Origin of the sequence: Paenibacillus camerounensis (assembly GCF_000723885.1) — a bacterium.
GTDB lineage: Bacteria > Bacillota > Bacilli > Paenibacillales > Paenibacillaceae > Paenibacillus_AQ > Paenibacillus_AQ camerounensis.
In genome coordinates this window covers 17780-43682 of the sequence record NZ_CCDG010000069.1, presented here as the reverse complement: position 1 = coordinate 43682, position 25903 = coordinate 17780, and the positions used below count along the sequence as shown (strand labels likewise).

General features: G+C 53.3%; 26 protein-coding genes. 10 read left to right on the top strand and 16 right to left on the bottom strand.

The window, feature by feature from the left end; genetic code table 11:
- The 5 genes from BN3772_RS31085 to BN3772_RS23980 form a co-directional block, all read left to right on the top strand.
- Positions 1-270, top strand: a 270-nt coding sequence (locus BN3772_RS31085) for a hypothetical protein (RefSeq protein WP_209443699.1), incomplete at its 5' end; no start/stop codon positions are given.
- 261 nt (positions 271-531) lie between these two features.
- Positions 532-819: a hypothetical protein gene (locus BN3772_RS23995; protein WP_042202830.1), complete on the top strand. Its 288-nt coding sequence runs from the start codon at positions 532-534 to the stop codon at positions 817-819.
- Positions 820-980: 161 nt separating this feature from the next.
- A complete protein-coding gene (locus tag BN3772_RS23990) occupies positions 981-2297 on the top strand; it encodes a helix-turn-helix transcriptional regulator (protein WP_042202828.1) in 1317 nt (438 codons plus the stop codon).
- Positions 2284-3099: a WYL domain-containing protein gene (locus BN3772_RS23985; protein ID WP_042202827.1), complete on the top strand. Its 816-nt coding sequence runs from the start codon at positions 2284-2286 to the stop codon at positions 3097-3099. Before BN3772_RS23990 ends, BN3772_RS23985 begins: the two co-directional genes overlap by 14 nt.
- Before the next feature lie 94 nt (positions 3100-3193).
- The gene (locus tag BN3772_RS23980; protein ID WP_086074733.1) at positions 3194-3319 is read left to right on the top strand and encodes a DUF4023 family protein; all 126 of its coding nucleotides are present in this window, start codon (positions 3194-3196) and stop codon (positions 3317-3319) included.
- Between the two features lie 114 nt (positions 3320-3433).
- Here BN3772_RS23980 and BN3772_RS23975 read toward each other — a convergent pair whose 3' ends face one another.
- Together BN3772_RS23975 and BN3772_RS23970 are read right to left on the bottom strand one after the other, a co-directional pair.
- The gene (locus BN3772_RS23975; RefSeq protein ID WP_042202825.1) at positions 3434-4150 is read right to left on the bottom strand and encodes a stalk domain-containing protein; all 717 of its coding nucleotides are present in this window, start codon (positions 4148-4150) and stop codon (positions 3434-3436) included.
- 129 nt (positions 4151-4279) lie between these two features.
- Positions 4280-4780 (bottom strand): GNAT family N-acetyltransferase, encoded by a 501-nt coding sequence (locus BN3772_RS23970; RefSeq protein ID WP_042202834.1) that lies wholly within the window; start codon positions 4778-4780, stop codon positions 4280-4282.
- 226 nt (positions 4781-5006) lie between these two features.
- Here BN3772_RS23970 and BN3772_RS23965 point away from each other — a divergent pair, with 226 nt between their 5' ends.
- The gene (locus BN3772_RS23965; protein ID WP_042202833.1) at positions 5007-6548 is read left to right on the top strand and encodes an acetate--CoA ligase; all 1542 of its coding nucleotides are present in this window, start codon (positions 5007-5009) and stop codon (positions 6546-6548) included.
- A gap of 63 nt (positions 6549-6611) precedes the next feature.
- On the opposite strand, the gene BN3772_RS23960 is transcribed toward BN3772_RS23965, so the two are convergent.
- The 3 genes from BN3772_RS23960 to BN3772_RS23950 form a co-directional block, all read right to left on the bottom strand.
- Entirely contained in the window at positions 6612-7205 is a 594-nt protein-coding gene (locus BN3772_RS23960) for a hypothetical protein (protein ID WP_042202823.1), read from the bottom strand.
- A gap of 21 nt (positions 7206-7226) precedes the next feature.
- The gene (locus BN3772_RS23955) at positions 7227-7664 is read right to left on the bottom strand and encodes a HEAT repeat domain-containing protein (RefSeq protein ID WP_042172931.1); all 438 of its coding nucleotides are present in this window, start codon (positions 7662-7664) and stop codon (positions 7227-7229) included.
- Positions 7665-7749: 85 nt separating this feature from the next.
- Positions 7750-8655, bottom strand: coding sequence for a phosphotransferase family protein (locus BN3772_RS23950; protein ID WP_042202822.1), 906 nt, complete (start codon positions 8653-8655; stop codon positions 7750-7752).
- A 272-nt stretch (positions 8656-8927) separates the two neighbouring features.
- Between BN3772_RS23950 and BN3772_RS23945 the strand changes: the two genes are divergently transcribed.
- Positions 8928-10115 (top strand): nucleotidyltransferase domain-containing protein, encoded by a 1188-nt coding sequence (locus BN3772_RS23945; protein WP_042202819.1) that lies wholly within the window; start codon positions 8928-8930, stop codon positions 10113-10115.
- 598 nt (positions 10116-10713) lie between these two features.
- Here the strand turns inward: BN3772_RS23945 and BN3772_RS23940 are convergent.
- The 6 genes from BN3772_RS23940 to BN3772_RS23920 form a co-directional block, all read right to left on the bottom strand.
- A complete protein-coding gene (locus BN3772_RS23940; RefSeq protein WP_042202818.1) occupies positions 10714-12510 on the bottom strand; it encodes an ABC transporter ATP-binding protein in 1797 nt (598 codons plus the stop codon).
- Between the two features lie 13 nt (positions 12511-12523).
- Complete coding sequence (locus tag BN3772_RS23935; protein ID WP_042202816.1) at positions 12524-12982, bottom strand: lasso peptide biosynthesis B2 protein; 459 nt, start codon at positions 12980-12982, stop codon at positions 12524-12526.
- The gene (locus tag BN3772_RS23930) at positions 12979-13278 is read right to left on the bottom strand and encodes a lasso peptide biosynthesis PqqD family chaperone (RefSeq protein WP_244444825.1); all 300 of its coding nucleotides are present in this window, start codon (positions 13276-13278) and stop codon (positions 12979-12981) included. Before BN3772_RS23930 ends, BN3772_RS23935 begins: the two co-directional genes overlap by 4 nt.
- A 2-nt stretch (positions 13279-13280) precedes the next feature.
- Positions 13281-14216, bottom strand: coding sequence for a phosphoenolpyruvate carboxykinase (ATP) (locus tag BN3772_RS23925; RefSeq protein ID WP_042202812.1), 936 nt, complete (start codon positions 14214-14216; stop codon positions 13281-13283).
- A 92-nt stretch (positions 14217-14308) separates the two neighbouring features.
- Entirely contained in the window at positions 14309-14434 is a 126-nt protein-coding gene (locus BN3772_RS30740; protein ID WP_039869839.1) for a paeninodin family lasso peptide, read from the bottom strand.
- A gap of 28 nt (positions 14435-14462) precedes the next feature.
- Positions 14463-16400 (bottom strand): asparagine synthase-related protein, encoded by a 1938-nt coding sequence (locus tag BN3772_RS23920; RefSeq protein ID WP_042202811.1) that lies wholly within the window; start codon positions 16398-16400, stop codon positions 14463-14465.
- A gap of 198 nt (positions 16401-16598) precedes the next feature.
- Here BN3772_RS23920 and BN3772_RS23915 point away from each other — a divergent pair, with 198 nt between their 5' ends.
- Entirely contained in the window at positions 16599-17183 is a 585-nt protein-coding gene (locus BN3772_RS23915) for a GNAT family N-acetyltransferase (protein WP_042202810.1), read from the top strand.
- Positions 17184-17235: 52 nt separating this feature from the next.
- Positions 17236-18120 (top strand): GNAT family N-acetyltransferase, encoded by an 885-nt coding sequence (locus BN3772_RS23910; protein WP_042202809.1) that lies wholly within the window; start codon positions 17236-17238, stop codon positions 18118-18120.
- 27 nt (positions 18121-18147) lie between these two features.
- On the opposite strand, the gene BN3772_RS23905 is transcribed toward BN3772_RS23910, so the two are convergent.
- From BN3772_RS23905 to BN3772_RS23895, 3 genes are all read right to left on the bottom strand, one after another.
- On the bottom strand, positions 18148-18801 hold the full coding sequence (locus BN3772_RS23905) for a M48 family metallopeptidase (RefSeq protein ID WP_042202807.1): 654 nt from the start codon (positions 18799-18801) through the stop codon (positions 18148-18150).
- A gap of 62 nt (positions 18802-18863) precedes the next feature.
- Positions 18864-20345 carry a serine hydrolase domain-containing protein gene (locus tag BN3772_RS23900; protein ID WP_042202805.1) on the bottom strand — a complete coding sequence of 494 codons (1482 nt, stop codon included), beginning with the start codon at positions 20343-20345 and terminating at the stop codon, positions 18864-18866.
- A gap of 454 nt (positions 20346-20799) precedes the next feature.
- Positions 20800-21696: an SDR family oxidoreductase gene (locus BN3772_RS23895; protein WP_042202803.1), complete on the bottom strand. Its 897-nt coding sequence runs from the start codon at positions 21694-21696 to the stop codon at positions 20800-20802.
- Between the two features lie 184 nt (positions 21697-21880).
- On the opposite strand from BN3772_RS23895, the gene BN3772_RS23890 reads away from it, so the two are divergent.
- Complete coding sequence (locus BN3772_RS23890; protein WP_042202801.1) at positions 21881-22327, top strand: GNAT family N-acetyltransferase; 447 nt, start codon at positions 21881-21883, stop codon at positions 22325-22327.
- 116 nt (positions 22328-22443) lie between these two features.
- Here the strand turns inward: BN3772_RS23890 and BN3772_RS23885 are convergent, their stop codons facing one another.
- Together BN3772_RS23885 and BN3772_RS23880 are read right to left on the bottom strand one after the other, a co-directional pair.
- Positions 22444-25092, bottom strand: coding sequence for an FtsX-like permease family protein (locus BN3772_RS23885; RefSeq protein WP_042202800.1), 2649 nt, complete (start codon positions 25090-25092; stop codon positions 22444-22446).
- Between the two features lie 13 nt (positions 25093-25105).
- Positions 25106-25807: an ABC transporter ATP-binding protein gene (locus BN3772_RS23880; RefSeq protein WP_042172897.1), complete on the bottom strand. Its 702-nt coding sequence runs from the start codon at positions 25805-25807 to the stop codon at positions 25106-25108.
- Positions 25808-25903 lie beyond the last annotated feature (96 nt).

The window sequence follows — 25903 nt, the reverse complement described above, 5'->3', positions numbered from 1 at the left end:
CTCCAATTAGGTTTTTCCGGGCAATCACTTCACCCGAATCACTCCGAGGAAATAACCATCCGAAAACTATCGAAAAGAGCGAATGCTCATTTTGAAACATCTGACGAGAATTTGCATTCTCTACTTTTGGATTTCACCGAAGCGATCTCCAGATACTCACTCGTTGTTCAGTTTTCAAAGATCAAGCTCGTCATTGCCTTCGATGTTCTCGTCAGCAGCAACTCTTATACTATATCACAACCGCTCGTTCGTTGCAAGCTCTTTTTTTAATTTCTTTTTTCGAGCTTAGCTTCGACGCTTTTCAGCGTTTCGCGGCCAGAAATATAATATACCATGCTGAGAGAAACTATGCAAGTATTTTTTTGATTTTATTTTAAGGCCAGATCATTAGCTTATAGCCAGCAACCTTTTGTCCCCTGCAGCGTCAATAACTGCATCAATTAACGTATGGATAATTACACCAATGAAGATGGGGTGATCACCATTAAAACGCTGCATGATCTCTAGCTTCCCATAAGGAGGTTAGAGTATATGAGCAGAAGCGTGAAAAAGCAGCCGGTATGTAATGATGCTACAACCCCCGGAACGATCTGGGCAAAGCGCCAGGCAGCCAAGGCTGTACGCCGTTATCATTCTGGAGTCTCAGACGGCAAATGGTACAGAAAGCTGTATTGCTCCTGGAATATCTGTGATTACAGTTCGTATCAGACCAAGCAGCAGGCTATAAAGGAATGGGAAACCGCAGACTGGAGAAGACACCGTTGTCCCACGCTTGCCGGGGCCATTCAAGACTGGCACAGGTATTATAGAAGAAAGTAAGTAAACAGCCCTCCGGCAGGGAAGCGCCGGGGGGCTGTTTTGACCGCCTCCCTTACCTGCTCGCCAGCTTCATGTTCCCCATAAACTGCCAAGATCAGCATTTCAACCGTCATCCGCCCCTGTTACAATTAGAAGTACATTCCCAGATTCGGAGGAGAGCCATGGCCAGAGAAAGCTTTGATAAGGAAATCCAGTTCCTGCGCATGCTTGTATTGACAAGCGGGGCTTACAGCCGCCAGCAATTCGCCGAGCGTCTCGGCATCTCGGTACATACCTTTGACAAAACCGTAAAAAAACTAAAGGAAGTCGTCCAGACCATACAGGTTGAGCCGCCTGAAGATCAGGACAAGGCTTTTATTGATACCTTCAGATTCAATTACTATGATTCCGCCGAACCGGCTCTGCTGTTTCTCTTCCGGGCCAAGTCGCTGAAGGAATCGGAATCGCTGCGTCTCTCCCGCATCCTTGCCGGCTTAAACGAACGGCCGCTGACAATCAAAGAGCTGCTCGAGGTATGCTGCAGCGGTGAAGAGCAGGAGGAGATTTGGCCTGATGAGAAAACACTGCGCGGGGACCTGAGGTATCTTGAGGAAGTCGGAGTCATTGCGAAGCAGCCCGGACCCCGGCCATACCGCTACCGGCTGTATGATGACCTCATCCGCCAGCTGTCCGGCGACGAGCTATGTGAGCTGTTCGATTTCGTAGATGTAATGGCGAATACGCAGGTCCCTTCCGTTCAAGGCTATCTGTTGCGGGACAGCCTCAAAAAGCAGCTCAACCGCCGGAGCCTGGCGGATGCGGCAGCTGATCCTTTTTTATATAAATATCATTATTATTCGCGAATTCTTGATGAAGCCCACCTCTACCCTCTATTATCGGCAATCAGGGAGCGGCGCAAGGTACAGTTTCTATACTTTTCTCCAAAGGAAGGCAAGAATTACTCAGCCAGGCCGACCAATCCATTGTTTGAGCGGGAAACAGAGGGCCGGCTGGAGAAGATGCTGCCGCTCAAGATCGTCTATGATCATCAATATGGAAGATGGTATCTGCTGGCATGCGATAAACGCAAGGGAGTCCGTAAATACAGGCTGGAGGGCATTACCCAGATTGCAGAGGCCGAAGCCGTAGCTGAAGATCTGTTTCAGGCTGAGAAAAAGCGGCTGGACGGTATGCTGGCTCTGAGCTGGATGATTGACACGGGCAAACCGGTGACCATCCGCGCCAGATTTCTTAACCCGGTTGCGGGCGGCGGGAAGAACTTTGTCAAGGAACGGGTACTCCTGCAGGGGCAATGGGGCGTAATCACCGGGGAGGACGAGCACTCTTTTATCTATGAGATTAACGTTAACGGATATACCGAGATCAAGCCATGGCTGCGGAGCTTTGGTTCAAGCTGTGAAATTCTCGAGCCCCTGCAGCTGCGGCAGGAGATGATCCAGGAATGGAAGGAGCTGCTGGCTTACTATGAATCCGTTTGAAAAGATTTTTAATTACAGGGTCCTATCCAGGCTGGGTGAATCCGGCGCCTTCCTCTCTACTGCCCACGAGCGCGCATGGCTGAAGCTGATGCTGGACCACCCTTCATCCGCCGACGCCTTCTCAGGCCCCACCCTTGACAAGCTTCGCACTCTCCTGTATCAGGACGAAGCGCTCCCCCTGCACGATCACCTGATTCACAAAGCCGCAAGCAGGGAACGGCAGGTGTTTCATCCGCTTCTGAAGACATTACGGCATTGCATACAGCACAAGCACGGGGTACGGCTGACTTTTCTCCTGAAGGACGGCATGATCAGCCCCAAGCAATCCGGCCTGCCTTACCGCCTGGAGTATTCTATGGTCAAACGGGAATGGTATCTGCTCTGGTACAGCTGGAAGCGGCATGATTTGCTCAGCGTCCGCCTGTCCAAAATCGCCTCTGTCTCCGAAGTACCCGTTCAGGAAGAGGCCTGTGCTTCAGCCTTAGCTGAAATCGGCGATCTTCTGGAGAGCCGGAAGCAGCGTGCCGTGATTGAGGTGCAGCCGGAATATAACCGGGAGCTGTCGCGCATCCTGTACGCTTTTTCCTGCTTTGAGAAGGAGGTTCATTATGACGAGCTGTCCGGTATCTATTCCGTCGCCTTGACCTACCTTGGAAACGAAGGTGAGTATGTGCTGTCAAAGCTCCGTTTTCTGGGCAAAAGAGTGCGTGTGACTGAGGGGGCTGTACTCAAAAAGCGGATGCGTGACTCAGCTATGAAAGCACTGGCCCAGTACGGGGCATTGGAGCCGCCGGCGGAATAAGCTTCCGCTCCATGCATCAGCCCTTTGGGGAAAGGGCATAGTAAAGTCAGTTCTGACCAGGCTATGCTTAATTTCGCTTAGGAGGCTGACAAGTATGAATACACATGAATTTGTAACCAAGTTTCAGGAGAATCAGCGCAAGGCGGAGAAGAATAAACGCAGGGGTCAAGGCTCTCCGCAGGCCCGATTAGCCAATAAAACACACAGCACCAATAAGTAGAGGCTGGTGTACAGGCTGGCCGTTATATTCTGCAAAAAAGCAGCAGCCGTTTCTGTATGTACAGAGCCGGCTGCTGCTTTCTCTTTTTATATGGATAAGGGTTAGTGAATGAATTTATTTGGCCTGTTTGGCAACGTTCACGGCTACCTTCTCCAGCTTCGCTTTGCTGAGCGACTGATCCGGGGAGCTGATGGTTACATAACGGTCATCCAGCTTGAAGGTCAGCATCGGAATATCGGATGGTGTATACCACTTGGCGCTTGTTCCATTGGACAGCTTCACTGTCGTTCCATCGTAATCGTAGGAGTAGTCACGCGGCGAAATGTTAACACGCATGTGCTTGAACAGGAAGGATACGCCGTCCTCACCGCCGCCGACACTTACAAAGCTGTCTCCGCTGATCATCTGGGCCGGGGCATAGGCTGTTTCGAAGCCCTGGTAGTTCGCGAAAGCTTTGGTAATCTGCTCTTTCTGTGCTGTGCTGTAGTTCACAGCCGCCAGTGTAACGGTTGCTCCGCTATCAGGCGTCCCTGTTCCGGCGGAAGTACCCAGCACGACCTGGTTGGCGGAGGCGTCAAAGGTTACGGGAACCTTCAAGGCGTCGGCCAATGCGCGCACCGGCAGATAGGTTGTGTTGTTATAAGTGATTGGAGCCAGTGTCTTACCGTTGCCGTCAACAGGGGTATAAGCAGCTCCGTTAACTTTGAACCCGATGCTGTGATTCAGATAAGCGCTAATCTTCTGCAGATTCGTTCCTGCGTAGACACCGGCCGAGCCTGTAACAGCCATTCCGAACACCATAGTTGCTATAATCATTTTTTTGCTTTTCATTGAATATCGTCTCCTTAGTGGTTAGTTTAGTGTTTGTGTTGTTCTTTGCTATGAACTCATTTAATCATGAACTTGTTTCGAACTTGTATCCGGATTGTAAAGAAGGATTTCAAAGCTGCTGAAGCCAGTCTATTTATATACCTTGGAATAGAGAATCTCCCTGTATTGCTGAAATTCCGCCGCTTGAAGCGGACGCGGATAGGTCATAATGCGCAGCGGCAGATCCTGCTGGCCGGGGCGCAGCGGAGGCTGGACATAATCGAATGGATTCAGGTGAAAACCAAGCCGCTCATAAAATCCGATCCGGCGCCGCTCCAGCTCACCGTCCGGCGGCTCCACCTCCAGCAGCACGGGCGTCTCCGAGCGGGCAAGATAACTGTTCATCAAGAGCTTGCCCGTGCCGCCGCCGCGAATATTAGGGCTAACGGCAATGTGCTCAACAAAACGCAGCTCGGGGAACTCCCATGCCGCCAAAAAAGCGATGATCCGGCCCCCCGCATCCTGTCTGGTACTGATCCGGTAATGAGGATTGTCCAGCAGCGCCTTCTGGCTGCCATAGGTTCTGAATTCACTTTCGGGAAAAGAATCCTCCATAATAGAAAAGATTTCATCGAATTGTGCAGGCTTCATATCTATCTCGCTTTCCGGCAAGTCTGTAACGATTCACCCTGTTTATTATTTTCTCTATAACTATAGTAACCAAAATTTCACTAAAGATAATGAAACTGATTAGCACCTGGTCCTAATAAAACATGGTATACTAGAGGACAGCTGCAACTATCACGTTAATTTAGGAGATGTTCAATTGGACAATCAGCGTTTCATTGCACCCGAAATTTACAATCTGACTTCGGAAATGGAGCAGCATCCTCCGGACAAGATCGCGCTTAAATGGCTACACGAAAATGGAAGCTCCGAGGAAATTACCTACGGTGATCTGCTCGGCCAAGCCAACAGGCTGGCTGGCGGACTGGCCGGACTGGGTCTTCATAAAGGCGACCGCGTTCTGGTCATGGTTCCGCGCCGCATCATTGCCTATGTTATCTATCTGGCCTGCCTCAAGCTGGGACTGGCCGTTATACCTTCCTCGGAGATGCTGCGGGCCAAGGATTTGTCCTACCGCCTGCGTCACTCGGAAGCCAGAGCAGTCCTCGTCTGGTCCGAGGTAACCGGAGAAGTTAATAAGATCAGTGATGATCTCCCTGCCCTCGACTACCGGCTGTCAGTATCCGGTAACACAGATGAGCTTGAAGAAGGCTGGAGCGACCTGGAGAGCCTGATGGACGGACAACCGGATTTCTTTGATGCGCCTGTCACCAGCCGCGATGACATTGCCATTCTGGCTTATACCTCCGGCACTACCGGTAATCCGAAGGCAGTTGTGCATTCCCACGGCTGGGGCTATGCCCACCTGCGGATCACCTCCCCGCAGTGGCTGGAAATCAGGGAATCAGACACCGTCTGGGCTACGGCAGCCCCGGGCTGGCAAAAATGGATCTGGAGCCCGTTCCTGACGGTGCTCGGCAATGGGGCTACCGGCTTTGTGTACAATGGCGCCTTCCATCCCGACCGTTATCTGCAGCTGCTGCAGGATGAGGGCATCCAGGTCTTGTGCTGTACACCTACGGAATACCGGCTTATGGCGAAGACCGAAGGACTGTCACGGTATGACCTGTCCAAGCTTCGCTGCGCCGTATCCGCAGGTGAGCCGCTGAACCAGGAGGTCATCAATACCTTCCAGCAGCATTTTGATATTACAATCCGCGACGGCTACGGGCAGACGGAAAGCACGCTGATCATCGCCGCCCTGAAGGATGAGCCGGTCCGTATCGGGTCAATGGGCAAATCCATTGCTCCCGGCATCGCCGAGGTTATCGACGAGAATGGAAATCCGGTGCCTCCAAATGTCGTGGGCGATATTGCGGTGCATCTCAGCATGCCTGCCCTGTTCAAAACTTACTATAAAGACCCGGACCGCAAGGCCAATGCTACTCAAGGGGAATATTTCGTAACCGGCGACCGGGCGCGTAAGGATGAGGATGGCTATTTCTGGTTTGAGGGCCGGGGAGACGACATTATCATCAGCTCCGGCTACACCATCGGCCCGTTTGAGGTCGAGGATGCGCTGATGAAGCATACGCTGGTTAAGGAATGTGCCGTTGTTGCCAGTCCCGATGAGATCCGCGGTTCTGTTGTCAAAGCCTTCATTGTCCTGAAGGACGGCAATGCAGGTTCACCTGAGCTGATCAAGGAGCTGCAGAGCCATGTCAAAGAAATGACAGCTCCTTACAAATATCCGCGTAAAATTGAATTCATTAGCGATCTGCCGAAAACAACCTCGGGCAAGATCCGCCGCGTCGAACTGCGTGAGCAGGAAAAACGTGAGGCACAGCAATAATTGCCCGCAGGCAGCAAAAAGCCCCCATGCTCCGCTTACCAGCGGGTATAGGGGCTTTGTTCTTTATTCTGACCAGTACTGCGCTCCCGGATTCAGTTCCGTTCCGATCTCGCCTTCTTTGATCAAATCACAGTCGAGGAACCCGTCTTCATCCAGAAAATAAGCTTCCTGCTTATAAAATTCACACAGTGTCTCCAAAAACTTCTCCGGTGCGCTGTACATCACAACCAGATCGCCAAAGTCGTTCAGCAGGTCACAGATCACTTCCGAACCGTCTTCCTGCTGCCACAGACAGATAAAATCACTGCCGTAGTTAGTCAGGATAGGAAAAACCCGGCCCCCTGCGCTATGTCCCTTCTCCTCCAGAATTTCAGCCAGCACCTGCATCTCCTGCGCATACTCGGCAATATGAATAAGGCGGTAGCCGGGAATGAACTCGATCAGGCTCGGCTCTTCTTCGTCACTGCTTGTCCCGGCCACCTGACCGTAAATCACCTGGAGCAGCCCGGGAGCATCCGGCACAAGGTTCGTAAGCGTCTTGCTTCCTTCAGAGCTTTTGCCAAGGCTGGCAATGTAATCAGGCCGGAATCCTGCAGAGAGCCCCAGGTACTCCTGAAACTGTGCAGCCAGCGGGGATTGATATGAATCGTTATGCATATCGGATTATGTCACCCTTTACTATTTTGCTGCAAGCCACTGCTGCTCCAGCCACTTATCAAATTCTTCGCCCTTTTCGCCTTCGTAAGCATCGTAGATATCAATCCGCATCTTCTGCAGCTTCTCTTTAAAATCCCCGTAGGAATGCTCACGCGGAAGACTCTTCTTGATGCGCAGCATAATTTTGCCGATCCCTTTGAACAGCTCAGGCTTGTCCTTGGAAGGTGCAGTGACCTCCTCGCCGAACGCACTCAGCTTCCGGTATGCAGCTTCTTGAACAGTATATACAGGATCGCTGGTCACCAGACGATTCAGGATGTCAATAACTTGCTTGTGGTTCCAGTTGCCCAGTTCCTCGACAGCCGCAAGGCGTGCTCTCCAGTCTGCAGTACGGCCGGCCGCCTTCTTCAGCTCCGAATAGTTCTCCGGCAGCTCTTGATTCAGTTCTTCATTAGTCAAAAGATACAATCCCTTTCTTGGTTAAATCTGTTGGTAGTGCAATTCTACCGTTTGCGCTGGTTAATTTCAATCTTTAGCGCCGAAATTACTCTGTATACCAGCGCGGGACCAGTCTGCGGAAATCATCGTAATCCCGAAAAGCCTGTCTGGCGATTTCCATCATCCCCTGAATATCTGCTTTCCCGAAGGGAATGGACCATTTAATTGAGAAAAGAGAGCTGTACGCCACATACAATGCCTGTCTCTGCCAGAACGTATCCGGCGGCGGGCCAACAAAATAGCCATCCAGTTTTCCTTTTGCGAAAGGAATGCTTACCTTCCGGTCAAAAAACTGGACCTTGTAAAACTCTTCAGCATAATCGCCAATATCCCAGCGGTTGAAATCAATCACACCGACCCCGCCTTCCAGGGTATACAGCAGATTACCGGCATGGAAATCTCCGTGGTGGTATACCTTCTCTACGTTGTGAATAAGCCCGATGTTCTCCTGAACATAACGGATAGCCATAGCATCATTCTCCAGACGGTAAGGACAATTCTCATACTCCCTGATCCGTCTCAATATCTTAGCCTGCATTGCCGCTTCCCAGCCGGACAGCTCCTTATCCTTGCGGATACTGTGGATTGTGCGGAGAATGCCCCCTGCCTCCACTCCCAGCTCATACTGCTCCTGCACAGGTAAATCAGCCAGACAGTCCTCGAGTGTCACTCCCTCCACCCAGGTCAGCAGCATATAAACCTCCCCGCCGGTACAGGTACCGAAACGGAGCGCCTGCGACATTGGAAAATCCAGTGTGTTGAATTTTTGAATAAGCTCGAATTCGGCTTTCTTGCGCGCATAGGTGTTCACCGCTGAAACCCTGAGCAGCAGCTTCGTTCCCTCATGGTCTTCTATATAATACTTCTTGTCATCCGACCAGCCTTTCAGCACCTGTTCAATTCTGCGCCAGTTCTCTGCGCCGGGAATTTCAGGTATGCAGGCATCCGTCATCTTGTCCGCCCCTTTCGCTCCGGGCCTAACCTTTCCGGATAAGCGTTGATTGAAATATTATATCGGAATTACCTGTTACATTCGACCTATAAATGCGTTATAAGAGTTAAAGCCTGTCTTTCAGCGGGTGATTCTATTATTTTTAAAATAATCTATTTATTGTAATTTTCAAATTGACACGTTCCGCTGCCGGTGTTACGCTCTCTGTGCCTTCGTTAAAATGAACGGAATTGACTCCAGACCCACCTAATTTTCCAGTAAGGAGAGTCCCTATGACTGACCGGTATACCCTTGACAGAGGGAGTTTATCTAAGGAAATATCGCTTCTTCTTCACTTACTTACAGCGGATTCGGTTGACGGGCTGACGGAGCAGCGTCCGCAGCTGTTCGCAGAGATAGACTGGAAGCTGTTTATCCGGTTAACCTTGCATCACCGTGTATTCCCTTTTCTGTATCCCAAGCTCAGCGGGATGTCTAATCAGCTCATTCCTGCCCATGTCCGTGAACGGCTGCAGCAGGAGTACCGAAGCAACACTGTACGAATGCTGCAGCTCAGCGGGGAAATGGCCCGGATCGGCGCTGGACTGAATGAGCTGGGAATCGGTTCCCTCTTTCTAAAGGGCCCTGTGCTTGCTGAAGATTTGTACGGTGATTTCTCTCTCCGCACCTCACGCGACCTTGATTTCATGGTGCCTATAGACCGGCTATCAGAGACGGCGGATTACCTGCTGCGGCTGGGGTACGAGCAGATAGAGGTCTATGAGAGTATTCTCGGTGACTGGAAATGGCGGGAGCATCACTTAACCTTCAATCATCCAGACAGCAAGATTAAGCTTGAGGTCCACTGGCGGCTGGGTCCGGGGCCTTCAGCAGAACCAGATTTCAAGACACTGTGGAAGCATGCGCGCACAAGCACTCTGCTGGGTCCTGACGTGCGCTATCTGGGCCGCGAGGATTTGTTCCTCTTCCTTGTCTCGCACGGCGCGCGCCATGCCTGGTCCCGGCTGCGCTGGCTGCTCGACATCAAAATGCTGCTGCTCCAGCAGCCGGACAGTGAGCAGCTGCTCCAGCTGCTGAAGCAGTATAATGGTGAAGCGATTGCCGGACAGACGCTGATTCTTGCCGCTGACCTGCTGGACACTAAGGTTGATCCCAGTCTGTCAGGATTGATGGACAAGCCCAAAGCCCGGCAGCTGGCTCAGGATGCTGTATTCTATGTAGCAAGGATGGTCAATCTGAATGACCCTCCGCTGGAACCGGAGGTAGAGCGGCACTTTAAAGCCTACCAGCCGGCAATCTTAACCGCCCGGAACCGTATGCTGCGGGCAGCCGGCTTCCTGTATCCCTATGCAGTGGATGCCCGGACGCTGCCGCTGCCGAAGCCGCTGCATGTGCTGTATTTTCCGCTGCGTCCGTTTCTCTGGAGCTGGCGTAAGGCAACCGGCCGGGAGGAAGCTTAAGCTGCGGGTGGGGATGCTTGCTTATTTATTGGTAGAGTCTGTGGCCGGCGTTATAAGGGCCTGCCATATGCGAGTCTGCTAACCATGGGCGGTTAAGCCTTGAATATAGGCCTAATATATTTACTTAGTTGGAAATTCGTCATCTAACTCTCAGATGAGCGCGTCCTCCCGGGGATTAGCTGGAAAAACGCCACCTAATATCGCCGGAATTGCTCTCAAAGCGATAAACCAGCCATATTAGATTACCTTTTTCCAGCTAATAGCCGTGAAAGCCGCAAAACACTAAAATGAAGTGACCAAAATCAAACTAAATTTAAGCGGCCTCCGGATTATATACGCGGCCGGCTATGGAGAACTGCTGACATCGCAGGAGAACACCTGAAGTAGTAGAACAAACACCTAACGTAGTAGAAAAATATCTGAAGTCGCAAGACAATAGACAATACCGGCCCGGGAAGGCGCTTCATACTATAGCATGCAAATACATGCAGCATCTCAAAGTCAAAGCCCCAGCCTCTACAATGAGTAGAGACCGGGGCTTTGCTATGATTCTTATAAATTGGACAACGCCGCTGTTCCAGCCTGCATAAACCCGAAGCTACATGGCCTCCTGGCCGCTGAGCAGCCGGCTGAACATGCCGCCTGTTTCGGAGGCCAGCCTGCCGTAGACACCCTGCTGGATCACCCGGCCCTGGTCAATCACCAGAATCTGGTCAGCCCCGCGGATAGTGGACAGGCGGTGGGCAATGACAATCAAGGTTACCGAGTGCTTCAGCCGGTCGAGCGCCTCCTGGATCTTCTGCTCATTCTCGGTGTCGAGTGCACTCGTCGCTTCATCCAGCACCAGGATCGACGGCTTGCGGATAATGGCCCGGGCCAGTACCAGTCGCTGCCTTTCCCCGCCGGACAGGCGGATGCCGCGGTCGCCGATCAGCGTATCCAGCCCTTCCGGCAGCCTGCGCACAAACCCGGCTGAGGAGGCGAACTCCAGCGCTTCCCATAGCTCCTCTTCACTGGCATCCGGCTTGATCATCGTCAGATTATCGCGGATTGTAGCGTTATAGAGAAACGGGTCCTGGGCGACATAGCCGATAGAACGGCGGTAGGACAGCAGGTGTTCCCCCGAAATCGGTGTACCATCGACCAGAATTATCCCTGACTCAGGCTGCATCAGTCCCATAAGCAGGTCTACGAGCGTGCTTTTGCCTGCACCGGAACGTCCGACTATGGCGGTCATGCGGTTAGCGGGAATCTTAACATTCAAATCCTGCATGGAGTATTCAGGCTTCTGGGGATCGTAGCGGAAATGGACGCCGCGTGCTTCAAGGCCTTCTTCGAGCACCATCGGTACAGGTGCCGTTCCGCTTCCTGCTGCCGGGCCTTCCTCAGCAGCGCGCAGGCACTCCCCCTCCATGTCCTTAAGCTGCTTAAAGGAAGGCAGAACGGAGGCAAGCTGCTCCATTAAAGATTGCAAAGAGGAAAAAGTCGGCCACAGTCTGGCGAACACCAGAATGACCAGCAGCAGATTCGGCCCCTCTACATGAAGAAACCGGAACGAAACGAAGATAAAGAGGGCAATCAGCAGGGTCGAGGACATTTTGTAGAGCAGCTGGGAGTTGGAACGCAGACGGGTATATTCCAGCTGTTCATGCTTCACTTCTCCGGTAAACCCGTGCAGCCACTCCAGCCGCGACTGCTCCAGATTATTGCTCTTGATATCCTTGATTCCATTCAGCTGGTCGGTAATACCGGCAAGATATGTTTTGCCGAGCTCGGTGCTGCGGCTGCCCAGTTTTTTGGCTTTGCGGATGAACCTGCGCGAGAACAGAGACAGCAGGACAGCGCAGACAAGCACAGCGAGCGTCATCTGCGGCGACAGCCAGAAAGCAAAGGCGATCTGCACCAGCGTGAACAGCATTGAGGTAAGAAACTGCAGGAAGCAGCTGATGCCTGCAAGCACCCGGGCGATCTCCGTAGTCATGAGGTTAACCAGGTCGGAGGTTCTTTTCTTCAGGAAAAAAGACCACTCTGCCCGCAGCAGGGCACTGTAGACTTCATATCGCAGCTGCCGGCCGTAGGTCTGCTGAATCTCCACATTGCGGACCGCCACAAAGCGCGCAATCAGATTCTGGCACAGCACAATGCCGATGTAGGCGCCCAGCACCAGCATAAGCGCCGTTGTCTGCGGCAGCTCTGATATGAAGCCGAGCATAGGAAGATTAAAGGCCGCTCCTGCCCCGCCAAGCTGCAGTCCTGCCAGACCGAGCATCGGTACCAGCAGCAGGATAGCTGAGCTCTCAAGCAGACCGCTGATGACCATGCCGAGCAAATTCAAATACAGCTTGACTCCGGACAGCTGCTGAAGCTGCCGGACATAATAGATAATGGCTTGCATGATCCCACCTCGATTACTCGGCTTGTATCACCTTGGCAAATTTCTGAACCACAACAAATCCCCGCATGACATCATCACCGGACACGTAATACGGTCCGCTGCGCAGCCAGGCATGGGCAATCATCTGCCCCTGCTTATCCCTGGCAACCCCCATGTACAGCGTACTCTCAATTCCGCGTCTTTCGAGCATGCCCAGAGCGGCAACGGCTCTCACCATGCAGGTGCTCTTCCAGGGGGTAAGCCTGCTGCCGCCCCGGATCGCCCGGGTAATCCGCTTAATGGTATGCGCATCCCTTGCGCTCACTTCTCCGGCGGTCTCCTGCGACTGCCGGCCAAGCCGCGAGGCTGTACGGGCAAAGGGGAACAGCAGGCGGATTCTTGCAATGAACAGGTGCCATAACGCCTCCGGAAGAAGGGCCAGGACCGCGCGGTCATCCGTTAACAGCAGGTGAAGCCGCCGGATGCCCGTCATGATGCGGAAGCAACGGCGACCAGACCCTCGGCCAGCAGGCTATGCACAAATTCCAGTACATCCCGCTCTGCTGTCTCAACCGGAACCTCGAATGTCTGCTGAATAACCTCCACGATCCGGCTTACCGGCGCCGGCTGTGCTATCGCCGACCAGATTTCTCCGCCAACCTCGCCCAGATTGTAATACTTGCCGTTCTGTATATTCAGCATCACCTTCTCGCCGTCCATGTCGCTTGCGATATTCCCCGGCTGCTGGACGAGCACCGTTTCAAGAGATAACACGTTTGCTGTACTCATCATTAACCCTCCTCTGTCTTTGTTTTAATCGTGTCGTAGATCAGCGCACTCTGCTGCGGGGCGCTAAACCCCTGCTGCGGCCGGGTAATCCGGTAGATTGGCAGCCGGTTCATAAAGGAAGCCAGCATACCGAAATGCCATTCCCGGATGCCGGTCCGGTCAATCATCGCCTTCTGATAGGTATGATTAAATAACGTATGAAATCTTTCCATTCCGTTAACAGGCTGCACGGTTACAGGCCCGTTCTCAGGAGATACGGCAAGCTCGAATATGCCGGCAAGCGGCAGCGGCTCCTTGTGAAAACGGTCATGCACCGGAACAGCAAACTTGGTCTCCCGCTCGAACAGCGGGCGGTAGCCGGACGAATTCATTCCCATATAGTCCAGACTCTGCTGCCACAGCTTCTGCTGGGGATAGCCTGGAACTGCAAGCGGCTGGCCGTCCTGCACGATAACGGGAATAACGTCGTCACTGAGCATCAGATGACCCTGCTCCATCAAATAGGAGGCTAGTGTAGATTTACCCGCTCCGGATTGTCCTACAAGCGCATAAGCCCGGTTATTGAGCACAAGCGCACTTCCGTGCAGAGGCAAAATCTGTTTCTGCATAAGCAGAACGCCCATGCAGCTCCCCAGAATGTACAGGCGAACGCTGTCCATATCGGCTCCGGCCACCGGATCAACTGTAATCCGGATACCATCCTGAACGGAATATACCGCCTTGCCCTTTGCCTCAAACATGACCTCTGTACCCAGAACGCCAACATTCGGAGTGATCTTGGGAATGGCCTGCCAGCGCTCTGCCAGATCTCCGCGCATTACTGCCACGCTGCCGTTTAGTCCCGGACCCTCTGCTAAGGGAAGCTCCGGTAATAGAAATTCACTGAAAATCTGCAAGCCGAAAGCTTGATACGCCAGACCTTGGACTGTACTTGCCATACCCGTTCCTCCTCTGCCTCAAGATGATGGAAATAGCCCTTATCCCCCTCCAGCAAGCTCAGGGGGATGAGGGCTCCTCGTACCAAATGCTCTTAGGAGTGATGTACGATCTCATCCGGATCACTTTGGAAGGAGTCGGCGATTGCCAGTCCCGGTCCAGCCATAGTCATCTTAACGTCGAGTACTTCCAAAGCAGGCTTGCTGTATTCCTTTTTCATGTATGTCACCCCCTTTCAAGCGATTTCCTCAAGACAGGCGCTTCAGGAACCTGTAAAAGACAAGTCCGCGTGCCAGCAGGCGAAAATCCGTATTAAAAATCAGATGAGGTTCGGGCTCACTACCCAGCCGGTCCAAGCATCCGGCGAGCCCCGGGCTGTTCAAATATACCGCAGCCTGCGGATCACGTGTCATCTCCCGCAGCTCACTCAGGAAAGCACCCCATTCCGGCAGCATCCGCTGGATGCCGTCCGCCCCCTGCACCCCGCGCCGCTTGCGGTTGAGCCGGACATTGTCCGGCAGGCGCCCGGCCATAGCGCGGCGGATCAGCGAACGGTCCACCCCCTTCTGGACGTACTGCTCTTCGGGAATGGAGAGGCAGAAGCGGATCACGCGCAGGTCATTCGTCGGGTCACGGTCCCATACCCGGTATTTCAGCGACAGCTTCGTAGCAACCGTACCGTTAACATTCCAGATGTGCGGCTGCTCGAAATGTCTTTTGCGGAAATCATAAATGCTCTGTGCGGAAGGATCCCCGGCTATATTGGAGCGCTGAAGCCGCTCATACACCTCGGTGCGTCTGGCAAATCCGGGGTCAATCAGCTCCGGCAGCTCCTCCTGGCTCTGTCTCCGGGATAGCAGGCTGCGTATTTCAGGAAAAGCCTTCCTGCCTACGATCTTCATAACCAGCCTGCGGTTCGCCTGCATGGACTCGTTATAGCCCTTGTTCTCCCGGTAGAAGGAGAGCCAGCGGAATTCCCGGAGCAGCTTGGCCTGATAGTCCAGGGCAGGTCCCCAGGAGACACTCCAGTTCCCTCTCTGTCCGCTGAGCAGGATACCGATATCCTGCCGCTGGGCCTGCTCATAGATCCCTTTGAGCCAATAAGAATTCTCGATAAATTTATAGGGCATCTCCATAATGCCCAGCCAATCCTCGATATCGTTATAGGAGTTGCGCTCCGGAAAATTCATCAGGCTCGGCTGAATATTCCCCACAAAATCTATTGTTTCCTGAATATATGGGCGTTCATCTGCAACACGGTTGCCGAGCTTGAAGCCGGTGAAGCCGTCTACAGGATATGAACTGAAGGTATAGAGCGGCTGGCCGCGGCGGCGCAGCTCCTCTGCCGCAAAGCTGACGACTGAACCGGAATCCAGCCCTCCGCTCAGGTTAGCGCCTGCTGCACGATAGGTACGGAGCCTATCCTTCACCGCCCGTCCAAACACCTCCCGGAATGCCTCCTCGTACTCCCAGTTGGACCCAAGCCGCAGCTCCGGCGGAGCCTGAATGGTACAATAGCGGGAGAAGACGATCTTACCGCCGGTTATCGAGACGGAGTGAGCGGGAGGAAGCTGTCCAACCGAGTCATATACGGTTAAGAAGCAGTCCGCAGCATCCACTCTGTCCTGAATGGCCAGAAACTCGGCCACCCAATGCTCATTCAGCCCCTGTCCTGCACCCGGCAGCGACAGCAGCGGATGAATGACGGTGCAGAAGGCGAAGATTGTGCCGGACTGATGAAAATAAAGGGTGCGGTTACCCGAAAAGTCTCTCGCCCCGAACAGCTTGTGCTGCCGCGCATCCCAAATCATGAAGGCGAAATCGCCGATCAGATGCACAGGAGCCTCTTCGCCCCATTTTTCATAGGCAAGTAATATAAGCAGACTGTCGGGGATCGCTTCCCGGTCTTCCCGGGGAATTCCCAGCACCTCGAACAGCTCATTTCTATTGTCAATGATCGCATCAGCCGTAATGGCAAGCTTCCGCTCCGGATCATAGTATGGCAAATGCTCATGTACAGATTGCGGAGTAATCCACTGTGACAGGCATCCGAGATAAATGCTCTTGTCCTGCCAGTCTCTCAAATCATCAGCCGGATAACGGTTAAGCTGCTTCATCAGATTCATACCCAGTTCCGGGTCCAGATTGTGCTGCTGCAGATGATAGATACCGGCGATTGCACTCATTTCAAGGCCTCCACTTACTGACATCCTGCATAGTTCTTAATAAAGAACATTTCTTACTATATAAGATAACGCTCCGCCCAAAGATTGTGAATTACACGAAGGAGGAAAGTTTATTACTCTTAAGATAGCGTTCTTAGTATACTTAGGTGGTATATAGTTAGGACAAAATTCCTATAAGAACCATCAGGAGGCGGTACTATGGATAATTCTCCGTTAGAGCCTATTCTTTTCGATATTCCCGAACACTTTGAAAGCAGCCGGCTGCTGATCCGGCCGGCATTATGGGGAGATGGTGCCGCAGTTAATGAAGCTGTTCGCGAGAGCCTGGACGAGCTTCGTCCCTGGATGCCCTGGGCCAATAGCCTTCCTACCCCGGAACAGTCTGAGGCCAGCATCCGCAGATCCCGGCTGGAGTTCCTGGAGCGCAAGGACATCCGCCTGCTTCTGCTCCGGAAGGGTACCGGAATCCTCGTCGGCAGCAGCGGCCTGCACCGGATTGACTGGCAGACACGTAAGTTTGAGATCGGTTACTGGGTACGGACCTCTTACAGCAGACAGGGATATATCACGGAAGCTGTGCAGGCCATTGCAGACTTTGCAGCCGCAGAGCTGGGGGCGAACCGGATTGAGATCCGCTGCGACACCCGAAATATACATAGCGCTAAGGTAGCTGAACGGTCCGGCTTCACACTCGAAGGCATCCTCCGTAATGACAAATGTGATGTGGACGGCCAGCTGCGGGATACGATGATTTTTGCCAGGGTACGCGGGGTGGAGTATTGAAGCAGTGGGGGGTACAGGTAACATGTAGGGATGAACATTAGGAGGCATGGATATGGATCATTTGCAGTTTGTTACAGACTACCAAAAAAATGAACAGCTGAGGACCAGCTTCACCCGGCTTGCTGCGGATACGTTCGGCCTGGAGCTGAACCGCTGGTATCAGGCGGGCTTCTGGGACGAACGATATATCCCGTTTTCCTATGCTGCGGGGGAGCAGATTGTTGCGAATGTATCGGTGAACCTGCTGGATGTTATTGTTGAGGGGCGCGTCAAAAAAGCCGTTCAGCTCGGCACCGTGATGACACATCCCGACTACCGGCAGCAGGGCTTATCCGCAGCATTAATGAACAAAGTTATGGAGGCCCACGGCGGCAGCTGTGATCTCATGTATCTGTTCGCCAATGACAGTGTGCTGGATTTCTACCCGCGTTTTGGCTTCACTCCGGCCCGGGAAGAGCTTTATACTGCCGCATATGAGCCGCAGCAGCTTCCTACCGCGAAGCAGAGCTTTATACGCAAGCTGGATGGCTCCTGCTCAGAGGATCTGGCGTTCATTCATACCTTCGCCTCCCGGCGTCTGCCGGTGTCGCAGCGTTTCGGTACAGACGGCGGCCTGGGTCTGCTGATGTTTTACTGTCTGAATGTGTTCAGCGGGGATGTCTATTATCTGGAGGAGGAAGAGGTCATTGTGATCTGCCGGCAGGAGGGGAATGAGCTGCATATGTATGACGTTATAAGCCGCAAGGCACCCGATATTCATGCCATACTGTCTAAGCTTGCGGATAGCAGCACGGCACGGATTATCTTTCATTACACGCCTGATTATAGCGGGCTTGAAATGAGCAGCGCTCCTTATGACAGCGGACTGTTCGTAAGAGCCTGCTCCGGTGACGCTTTTCCCGGGGGCATCAAGCATCCTGCCACTTCAATCGCCTAGACGGGTCCGGTTACCGGAGCCCGTGAATTACAGGGTCATGAATTCGCCGAAACGGGCAAGGAATTCCTCCTTGTCCTTATAATCCGGCATAATGCCGCCAAGCCGCCGCCAAAAGGACCGGTCGTGGTTCATATGCAGCAGATGGCACAGCTCATGAACAATGACATAATCGATCACCTCCGGCGGAGCCATGGCCAGCCTGTAGTTAAAGGTCAGCTTTTTATCTGCGCTGCAGCTCCCCCATTTGGTCCGGGACTCTACGATCTCGAACGACTTCGGCTTAACCTTCAGCTGGTTCTGATAGGGCGGCATCCGCTCGGCAACCACCTTCTTCAGACTGGTAAAATAAAACTTCTTCAGCGCAAGCTTCAACGCCTCTGCATCCCGCTCACCGGTTCCGATCAGCTCATGCAGCGGATACTCCTTACCCAGGTATAAAAAGCTTTCTTCCTCTTCATATGCCTTCGGCTGCGGTACCTGCTTGGCCGCCTCCAGGCTGCGCAGCTTCTCTGCAATCCAGGCGCTATGTCCTTGAACTGCGTTAAGAATAACCTCATCCGCCGTCCCCTTGGGGGCTTTAACATTGAGCCGGCCGGCCCCGTCTATTTTCAGCGATATTTTTTTACCTTTACTGTACTGGACGTTCAGTGACAGGGTCTGGTCTCCGATCTGGATTTGCATGGTTTACCTCTTTTATCGTATAAATCAGCGGCAAGGCTGTCTGGGTTAACTATAGCATGAATTCATGAAAGGATGTCTTTCACACCCGCTGCGCTAAATTCCGGGATTTGCAGTGACACATTTATTTGAAAGGTAAGTTGGACTGAATTGGGCCGGCCTAATCCGATTGTGTAGGTAACGATATAGGGTGTCTCTAGATAGACCAGTGTAAGGATAAGTGTATCCGGACTCTGCCATTCCGCAGCTGTAACCACTTCCTGCGGGCAGAGCTCAAGATCCTTATGGAACACATCCTGCGCGCAAATCCTCTTTGTAAAATGAAACGGCAGTACATTAACCCTCCCATCCGCGTAAACCCGTTGCAGCATCAGCCTCTCACCCTGCATGTCTAGAATGATCGACCTAAGACCGTGCGGATTATTATCCAAATGGTACGTACCTTTGAGCTCCGGGTGGTCTGCTGACACAGATGCGGGTTGCGAAAATGTAGATTTGCCGGGTGCCGCTGGAGGATCCAGGCAGGTTAGCGTGCTGACCGGGTCCGGGAAATCTGTGTGGCTATCCGCAGCCTGCTGGTCCAAGCGGTCAAAAAGCTGTTCAAAGATCAGATCAAGCAGCGTCTGCAACTGCTGCATACCGGGAAAAGCAGCTGTAGACGCAATTACGATCCTTTCCTGCGGAGCTACCAATAGCAGCTGGCCAAAGGAGCCGTCTCCCCGAAAGCAGCCTCTGCGGCATAAATGAAACTGGTAGCCGTAGCCCTGGGCAGAATCGATCCTTCCTGCCTTGGCAGACTGCCGGTTATCACTTTGCTCGCTGGAAGCCAGCCGCAGATAATGCTCTGACACAATTCTTGTGCCCGCGTATTCCCCTTTGTTCAGCAGCAACTGGCCGAGCTTGGCGAGGCTTTCAGGTGACAGGCTAAGACCCATTCCTCCGGCGGTAATTCCGAGCGGACAGGTCTCCCAGACAGGCCGGGGAATGTCCAAAGGCTTAAACAGGCGCGGCATTAAATAATCAACCAGATTCGCACCGGCTGCCTGTTCAATGATGGCAGACAGCATATATGTGCAGTGTGTGCTGTATACATAATGGCTACCCGGCTCAAGCGGAACCTCCTGTGCCAAAAAGGCCCGCACCCAGTCCTCCTCTTGCGTAACAGCACCATATATATTATCCCGGTGTCCCGCATTCATGGATAACAGATGATGCACAGTCATCCGGGAGAGGTTGGCAGATATGGTGTCAGGAAGCTTGTACGGAAAAAAGGACATTACAGTGTCCGTAAGCCTCAGGAGCCCTTCGTCTACGGCAATGCCGGCCGCAATGGAGGTGATACTTTTGCTTAAAGAGTACAGCAGCTGCGGCTGATCCAGACGATAGGGAGGCCGCGAGTACGCTGCGGTGACTTCGCCGTCCTGCATTAGGATGAAAGTATTGACCGCGAGTCCGGATTGGCAGAGCCGGTCATAGAAATCCCTTAGTGTGCGTGGGGATAGGCGGTTGTTACTGGCGGGGCTGGATAGATCCGTTAATCGCTGCAAGCCTGATATTCCTCCTCCATGTTGTATTCTGGCACAGCCGGAGCAAAGAGCTTCATACTCCGCATGCTTCACATTGCGAATGTAGCAGATTACTGCTTCGGGACGCAAGCTGATTTCTGCCAAGCTATAGATCCGTTGCGCCGGCCGGGAAGCGCTCCGGATCAGGCAGAAAACAGCTGGCTTCAGATTGTATCTGACTCAGATGATGTTAGTTGTGCGGTTAGGGCTGCTTGGACCTGGGATTAGGCCAAATAAGGCTACCTGAGTCCGTTAGACAAGTAAATTCCGTCCAAACGCCTCATTAACGTCCTCTCTGTCCGTTAGCCGGGCGGCCGTGTCTCCTAATCATAGCACGCCAAAAAGCCTCCGGCTGATAGACCTGAGTGCTCAGGCTTACAGCCGGAGGCTGTGGTTATTGCTATCACGGCAGCCGCTCCGTAGCAGCGCCTATCTCTTACGGCGTAGGCATGCCGCCGTTCGCATTCAGCGTTTCACCGCTGACATAGCTTGATTCCTGGCTGGCCAGGAATACGTATGCAGGTGCCATTTCGGCCGGCTGGCCCGGACGGGCGAGCGGTGTCTTGGCGCCGAAGTCCTTCAGCACTTCTACAGGCTGGCCGCCGCTGATCTGCAGCGGAGTCCAGACAGGTCCGGGCGCTACAACGTTGACGCGAATTCCTTTTTCAGCCACCTGCTGGGCAAGTGATTTACTGAAGGTATTGATTGCCGACTTCGTCGTCGCATAATCCAGCAGAATCGGCGCAGGCGTATAAGCCTGAATCGAAGAGGTATTAATGATCGTGCTGCCCGGCTTCATGTGCTTAATGGCTGCTTTACAGAGCCAGAACAGCGAGTATACATTGGTCTTAAAGGTAGCATCGAACTGCTCTGTCGTCAGATCGGCGATGTCAGTCACGTATTGCTGCATGCCTGCGATATTCGCCAAAATATCAATGCCGCCGAGCTGCTCGACCGCAGTAGCAATCAGCTGCTCGCAGTACTGCTCATCCTTAAGATCGCCCGGCATGGCGACCGCCTTGCGTCCGGCTTCCTCAACGAGCTTAACAACCTCCCGCGCATCGGCCTCTTCCTCCGGCATATAAGCAAGAACTACATCAGCACCTTCACGGGCAAAAGCGATCGCCGTCGCCCGGCCGATCCCGCTGTCCGCTCCGGTAACTACCGCCTTGCGTCCGGTCAGCCGTCCGCTGCCTTTATAAGTCTGCGCACCGTCATCCGGCTTCGGATACATCTCCGTTTCCAGTCCCGGGGCAGGCTGCTGCTGCTCGAATTCCTCTGTGGCCTTCTGATATTGTGTGGTAGGGTCTTGAACCGTATATTGATCGCTCATCGTACATTCCTCCTCTGTGATTTCCACTCGTTGGTGACTAGGGCTATACAATTACTAAATCCTTCGACTCTTTTAATGTAACCGGGATGGTTATCCTTTAAACTAAACTTACCTCATTGATGAAGCTGCCTGCTTTTCCGGCCAGCACTTAGTTACTATGAATTTAAAATAAAGGAGTACGCCGATGATCCACTCATTATCCCTACTCTCCCGCAACGAATCCTTACTCCAGACCCTGCTCAACATCTGGAAGACCTCTGTCCAGTCTACGCATCTTTTTCTCTCGGAAAAAGACATTGCCGCCCTGCGCCCCTTTGTTCTGCAAGGACTCAGCGGAATAGACCAGCTGCTCCTCTATACCGCTGACAGCGAGGCGCCGCTCGGCTTCATGGGCGTGGAGGATCACAAAATTGAAATGCTGTTCATCAGCCCCGGGGCCATGGGACAAGGTATCGGCAAAAAGCTTGTTACCCATGCCATTGAGCATTTGAATGTACAAAGCGTGGATGTGAATGAACAGAATCCACAGGCATATGGCTTTTATGAGTATATGGGGTTTTATGTGACTGATCGCTCTGAGCTGGATGAACAGGGCAACCCGTTCCCGATTCTGCATATGAAGCTGCGGTAAACCTGCCGCAGCAAAAAGACCCTCCCGGCTTCCCGGAAGGGTCTTAATCATGCTATTCCACTGACAGCCTATTCCACCGACAGCCTATTCTACTGACTGCCTATTCCACCGACAGCCTATTCCACTGACTTCAGCGCCTCAATCATATGAATCCGTTTGAGCTTGATATGCATGAAGGCCATAACAATGCCTGAGAATAGCATAGTCAACACCGCCGCATAAATGTAGCTCGGCCACTCAATAACCGGAGCGAACATCGTCGCATCCAGCTCGGCCGTCTGCAGGACGAAGCTGTGCAGTACAATGCCGAGGCCCGAACCGGCGGCGATGCCGAGCAGGGTCAGGAGAATATTTTCCCGGTAAATGTACATTGTCACCTCATTATCGTAGAAGCCCAGCACCTTGATGGTCGACAGCTCGCGGATCCGCTCAGACACGTTAATGTTGGTCAGATTATAGAGGACAACAAAGGCCAATGCCGCTGCGGACACAATCAGTACCAGCGTGACTACATCCATGCTTTTCATCGTATCGTCAAAGGCAGTTCCGACGCTGCTCGAGAAGCTGACTGCGGCTACACGCCCGTTAGCGGTTAGCCGTTCACCGAATTGCTCCTCCCAGGCACTGTCCGGTGCATTATAGTTCAGCAGAGAGGTGTTGAATACCGGCTCCTTCCCGAATACGGAGGTGTAGTACGCCGGGGTCATATAAGCATAATGCATTACGTAATTTTCGGTGATTCCTGTGACGAGAAGCCCGAACGGCTCATTTTTGCTGTCCGCCAGGGTCAGGGTATCTCCCGCTTTGAGCCCGTACAGCTTAGCCAGCTTCTCGGAGATAATAACCCCCTCATCCGTAAGCTTCCGGGCTTCGCCGGTGCTGCGATCCTGCAGTGATACATAATCAGACAGCGAATCAGCAGCTTCCGGTACAAACAGGTACACATCCTGATCGTTAACACCGCTGGCCCGTGCGGTCATCGTCTCCTGGGCTACATCCAGTGTACCGGCAATAGCCGGTTCACCGCTGATCAGCTGTTCATAGGACTGCTGCGCTTCCGCTGTGGCGTCCGTCTGCAAGGCTACCAGTGCATCGTATTTCATGATGACACCGAACTGCTTCGGTGCGATGCTGCCGATGGAATCCTTGAGCCCGAAGCCGGTCAGAATCAGCGCCGTACAGCCTGCCACACCGAATACCGTCATGAACATCCGCTGCTTATAGCGGAACAGATTGCGGGCTGTCACCTTCTGGACAAAGCTCAGCCTTTTCCAGACAAAGGTGATCCGCTCAAGGAGGATACGCTGGCCGCTCTTCGGCGCTTTGGGACGCATCAGGACGGCAGCGTTGCCCCGCAGCTCCACCCGGGCAGCGAACCAGGCTGTAAGGGTGGTGCAGACCAGCGCTACTATAATAGAAATAATTGAATACGACGGATAGAAGCTCTTAATCAGATCCGGCAGATTATACAGCGAGCTGTAGGCATCAAATATAATGGCCGGCAGCAGGGTGAACCCTACAGCTAAGCCGACTGCAGCTCCCGCCAGACTGGCGAGCGTGCCGTAGACCAGGAACTTGGCCATAATGTCACGGTTGCCGTAGCCGAGCGCCTTCAGTGTACCGATCTGCAGCCGGTGCTCCTCGACCATCCGCGTCATGGTTGTCAAACTGACCAGCGCCGCAATCAGGAAAAAGAACACCGGGAACACGCTGGCAATCGCCGACAGCCGGTCGGCGTTGTCTTTATACTCGGCATATCCCGGATTGGCATTCCGGTCCGTGACATAGATCTTCGGCAGCGTCAGCGCCGCCAGCTGCGCTTCTCCTTCAGCCAGCTCTTCCCTGGCTGCTTCCAGCTGCTCAGCCGCTCCGCTGCCTGCTCCCGCCTGGGCCTGCCGCTGCTCTTCCGTCAGCTGGCCGGCCGCCTGCGCGAGCTGCTGCTCGGCTGCTTCCAGCTCCGCACGCCCCTTGGCAAGCTCCGCTTCCCCTTCAGCGCGCAGCTCGGAGAGCCGCGCTTCCGGCACACCTGCCATCGCCTGCTCCACTGCCTCCGTATGCTGTTCCAGCAGCGTTTCATACTCCGCACTGTACGCCTTAACCCCGGCAGTATCCCCGAAAGACAGATACGCTTCCGTGTATACCGGCAGCTTGAAATCCGCCTCTGAAATGACGGCGAATGCATCTGTAGTGCCTTTGCCGATTGTGCTCGTGCCGCGGTTGCTTTTTTCAATGAACTGCGGACTGCGGACGAATCCGACAACGGTATACTCCGGCGTCTCGAAGCTTGCTGAGAGGCCCGCCTCTGTACCGTTCCCGGTGAACACTATCTTATCGCCCAGCGCATACTCCACGGCCAGCAAGTCATCCAGCACAATCTCCCCGGATTGCTCCGGCAGGCGCCCGTCCATCAGGCGGTACCGGTTAAGCGCTTGGTCCGGATTGTACGAGAACACTTTAAGGAGCGTCCCGTTATCACCGGCGAACACATCCGCACTATAACCCGGCTGCAGCCCGGCAACCCCCGGGACGGCCTTCAGCAGCATAAGCTCATCCTCTGTCAGGCCGAGGGTGCTCTGCACCTTCAAGTCCATCAGCTGCTTTTCCTCGAAAAAGGTCCCTGCGGTATCCAGCATATCCGGTCCGGCAGCCTTAATCCCCGAGAAGAAGCAGACGCCCAGCATAATAATCGCAAAAATCGAAATAAAGCGGGCTTTGGTATGCCCGATCTCGCGGAAAGTATCCTTCCATAATGCCCGTTTCGTCATCGTTGTCTGCTCCTTACCATTCGATATCGTCGACGGATACCGGCGCAGGATTAACAACCATCTTCCGTACCTTGGCGTTATTGATTTCAATCACCCGGTCAGCCATCGGCGCAATCGCCAGATTATGCGTAATGACGATGACGGTTGTTCCGGTGTTCCGGCAGGTATCCTGCAAAAGCTTCAGCACCTGCTTGCCGGTGTTGTAATCCAGTGCTCCAGTCGGCTCGTCGCAGAGCAGCAGCTTCGGCTGCTTCGCAAGCGCCCGGGCAATCGCAACACGCTGCTGTTCCCCGCCGGACAGCTGGGCCGGGAAATTGTTCAGCCGCTCCCCTAAGCCTACATCCTCAAGCACTTTGCGTGCATCCAGCGCACGCGGGGAGATCTGCGAGGCCAGCTCGACATTTTCCAGTGTGGTCAGATTGGGAACGAGGTTGTAGAACTGGAACACAAAGCCCACGTCATTACGCCGGTAGCCGGTCAGCTGCTTACTGTTAAATTTGGCAATATCGGTACCATCCACAATAACCTGGCCTTCATCAGCCGAATCCATGCCGCCCAGAATATTGAGCACAGTCGATTTGCCCGCACCGCTGGGACCGACAATGACCGCAAATTCACCTTTATTAATCTCAAAATCGATTCCATCGTTGGCAATAATCATCGTCTCGCCCATCTTGTAGCGCTTGTATTCATTCTTTACAGCAACAAAACTCATTCCTCATCCTCCTGTTTCCCTTTAGCAACGCCTTTACCTTCCAGTTTATCATAAATAGAACATTAGAGCCTGAGCGGACGGCAAAGACCCACGGGA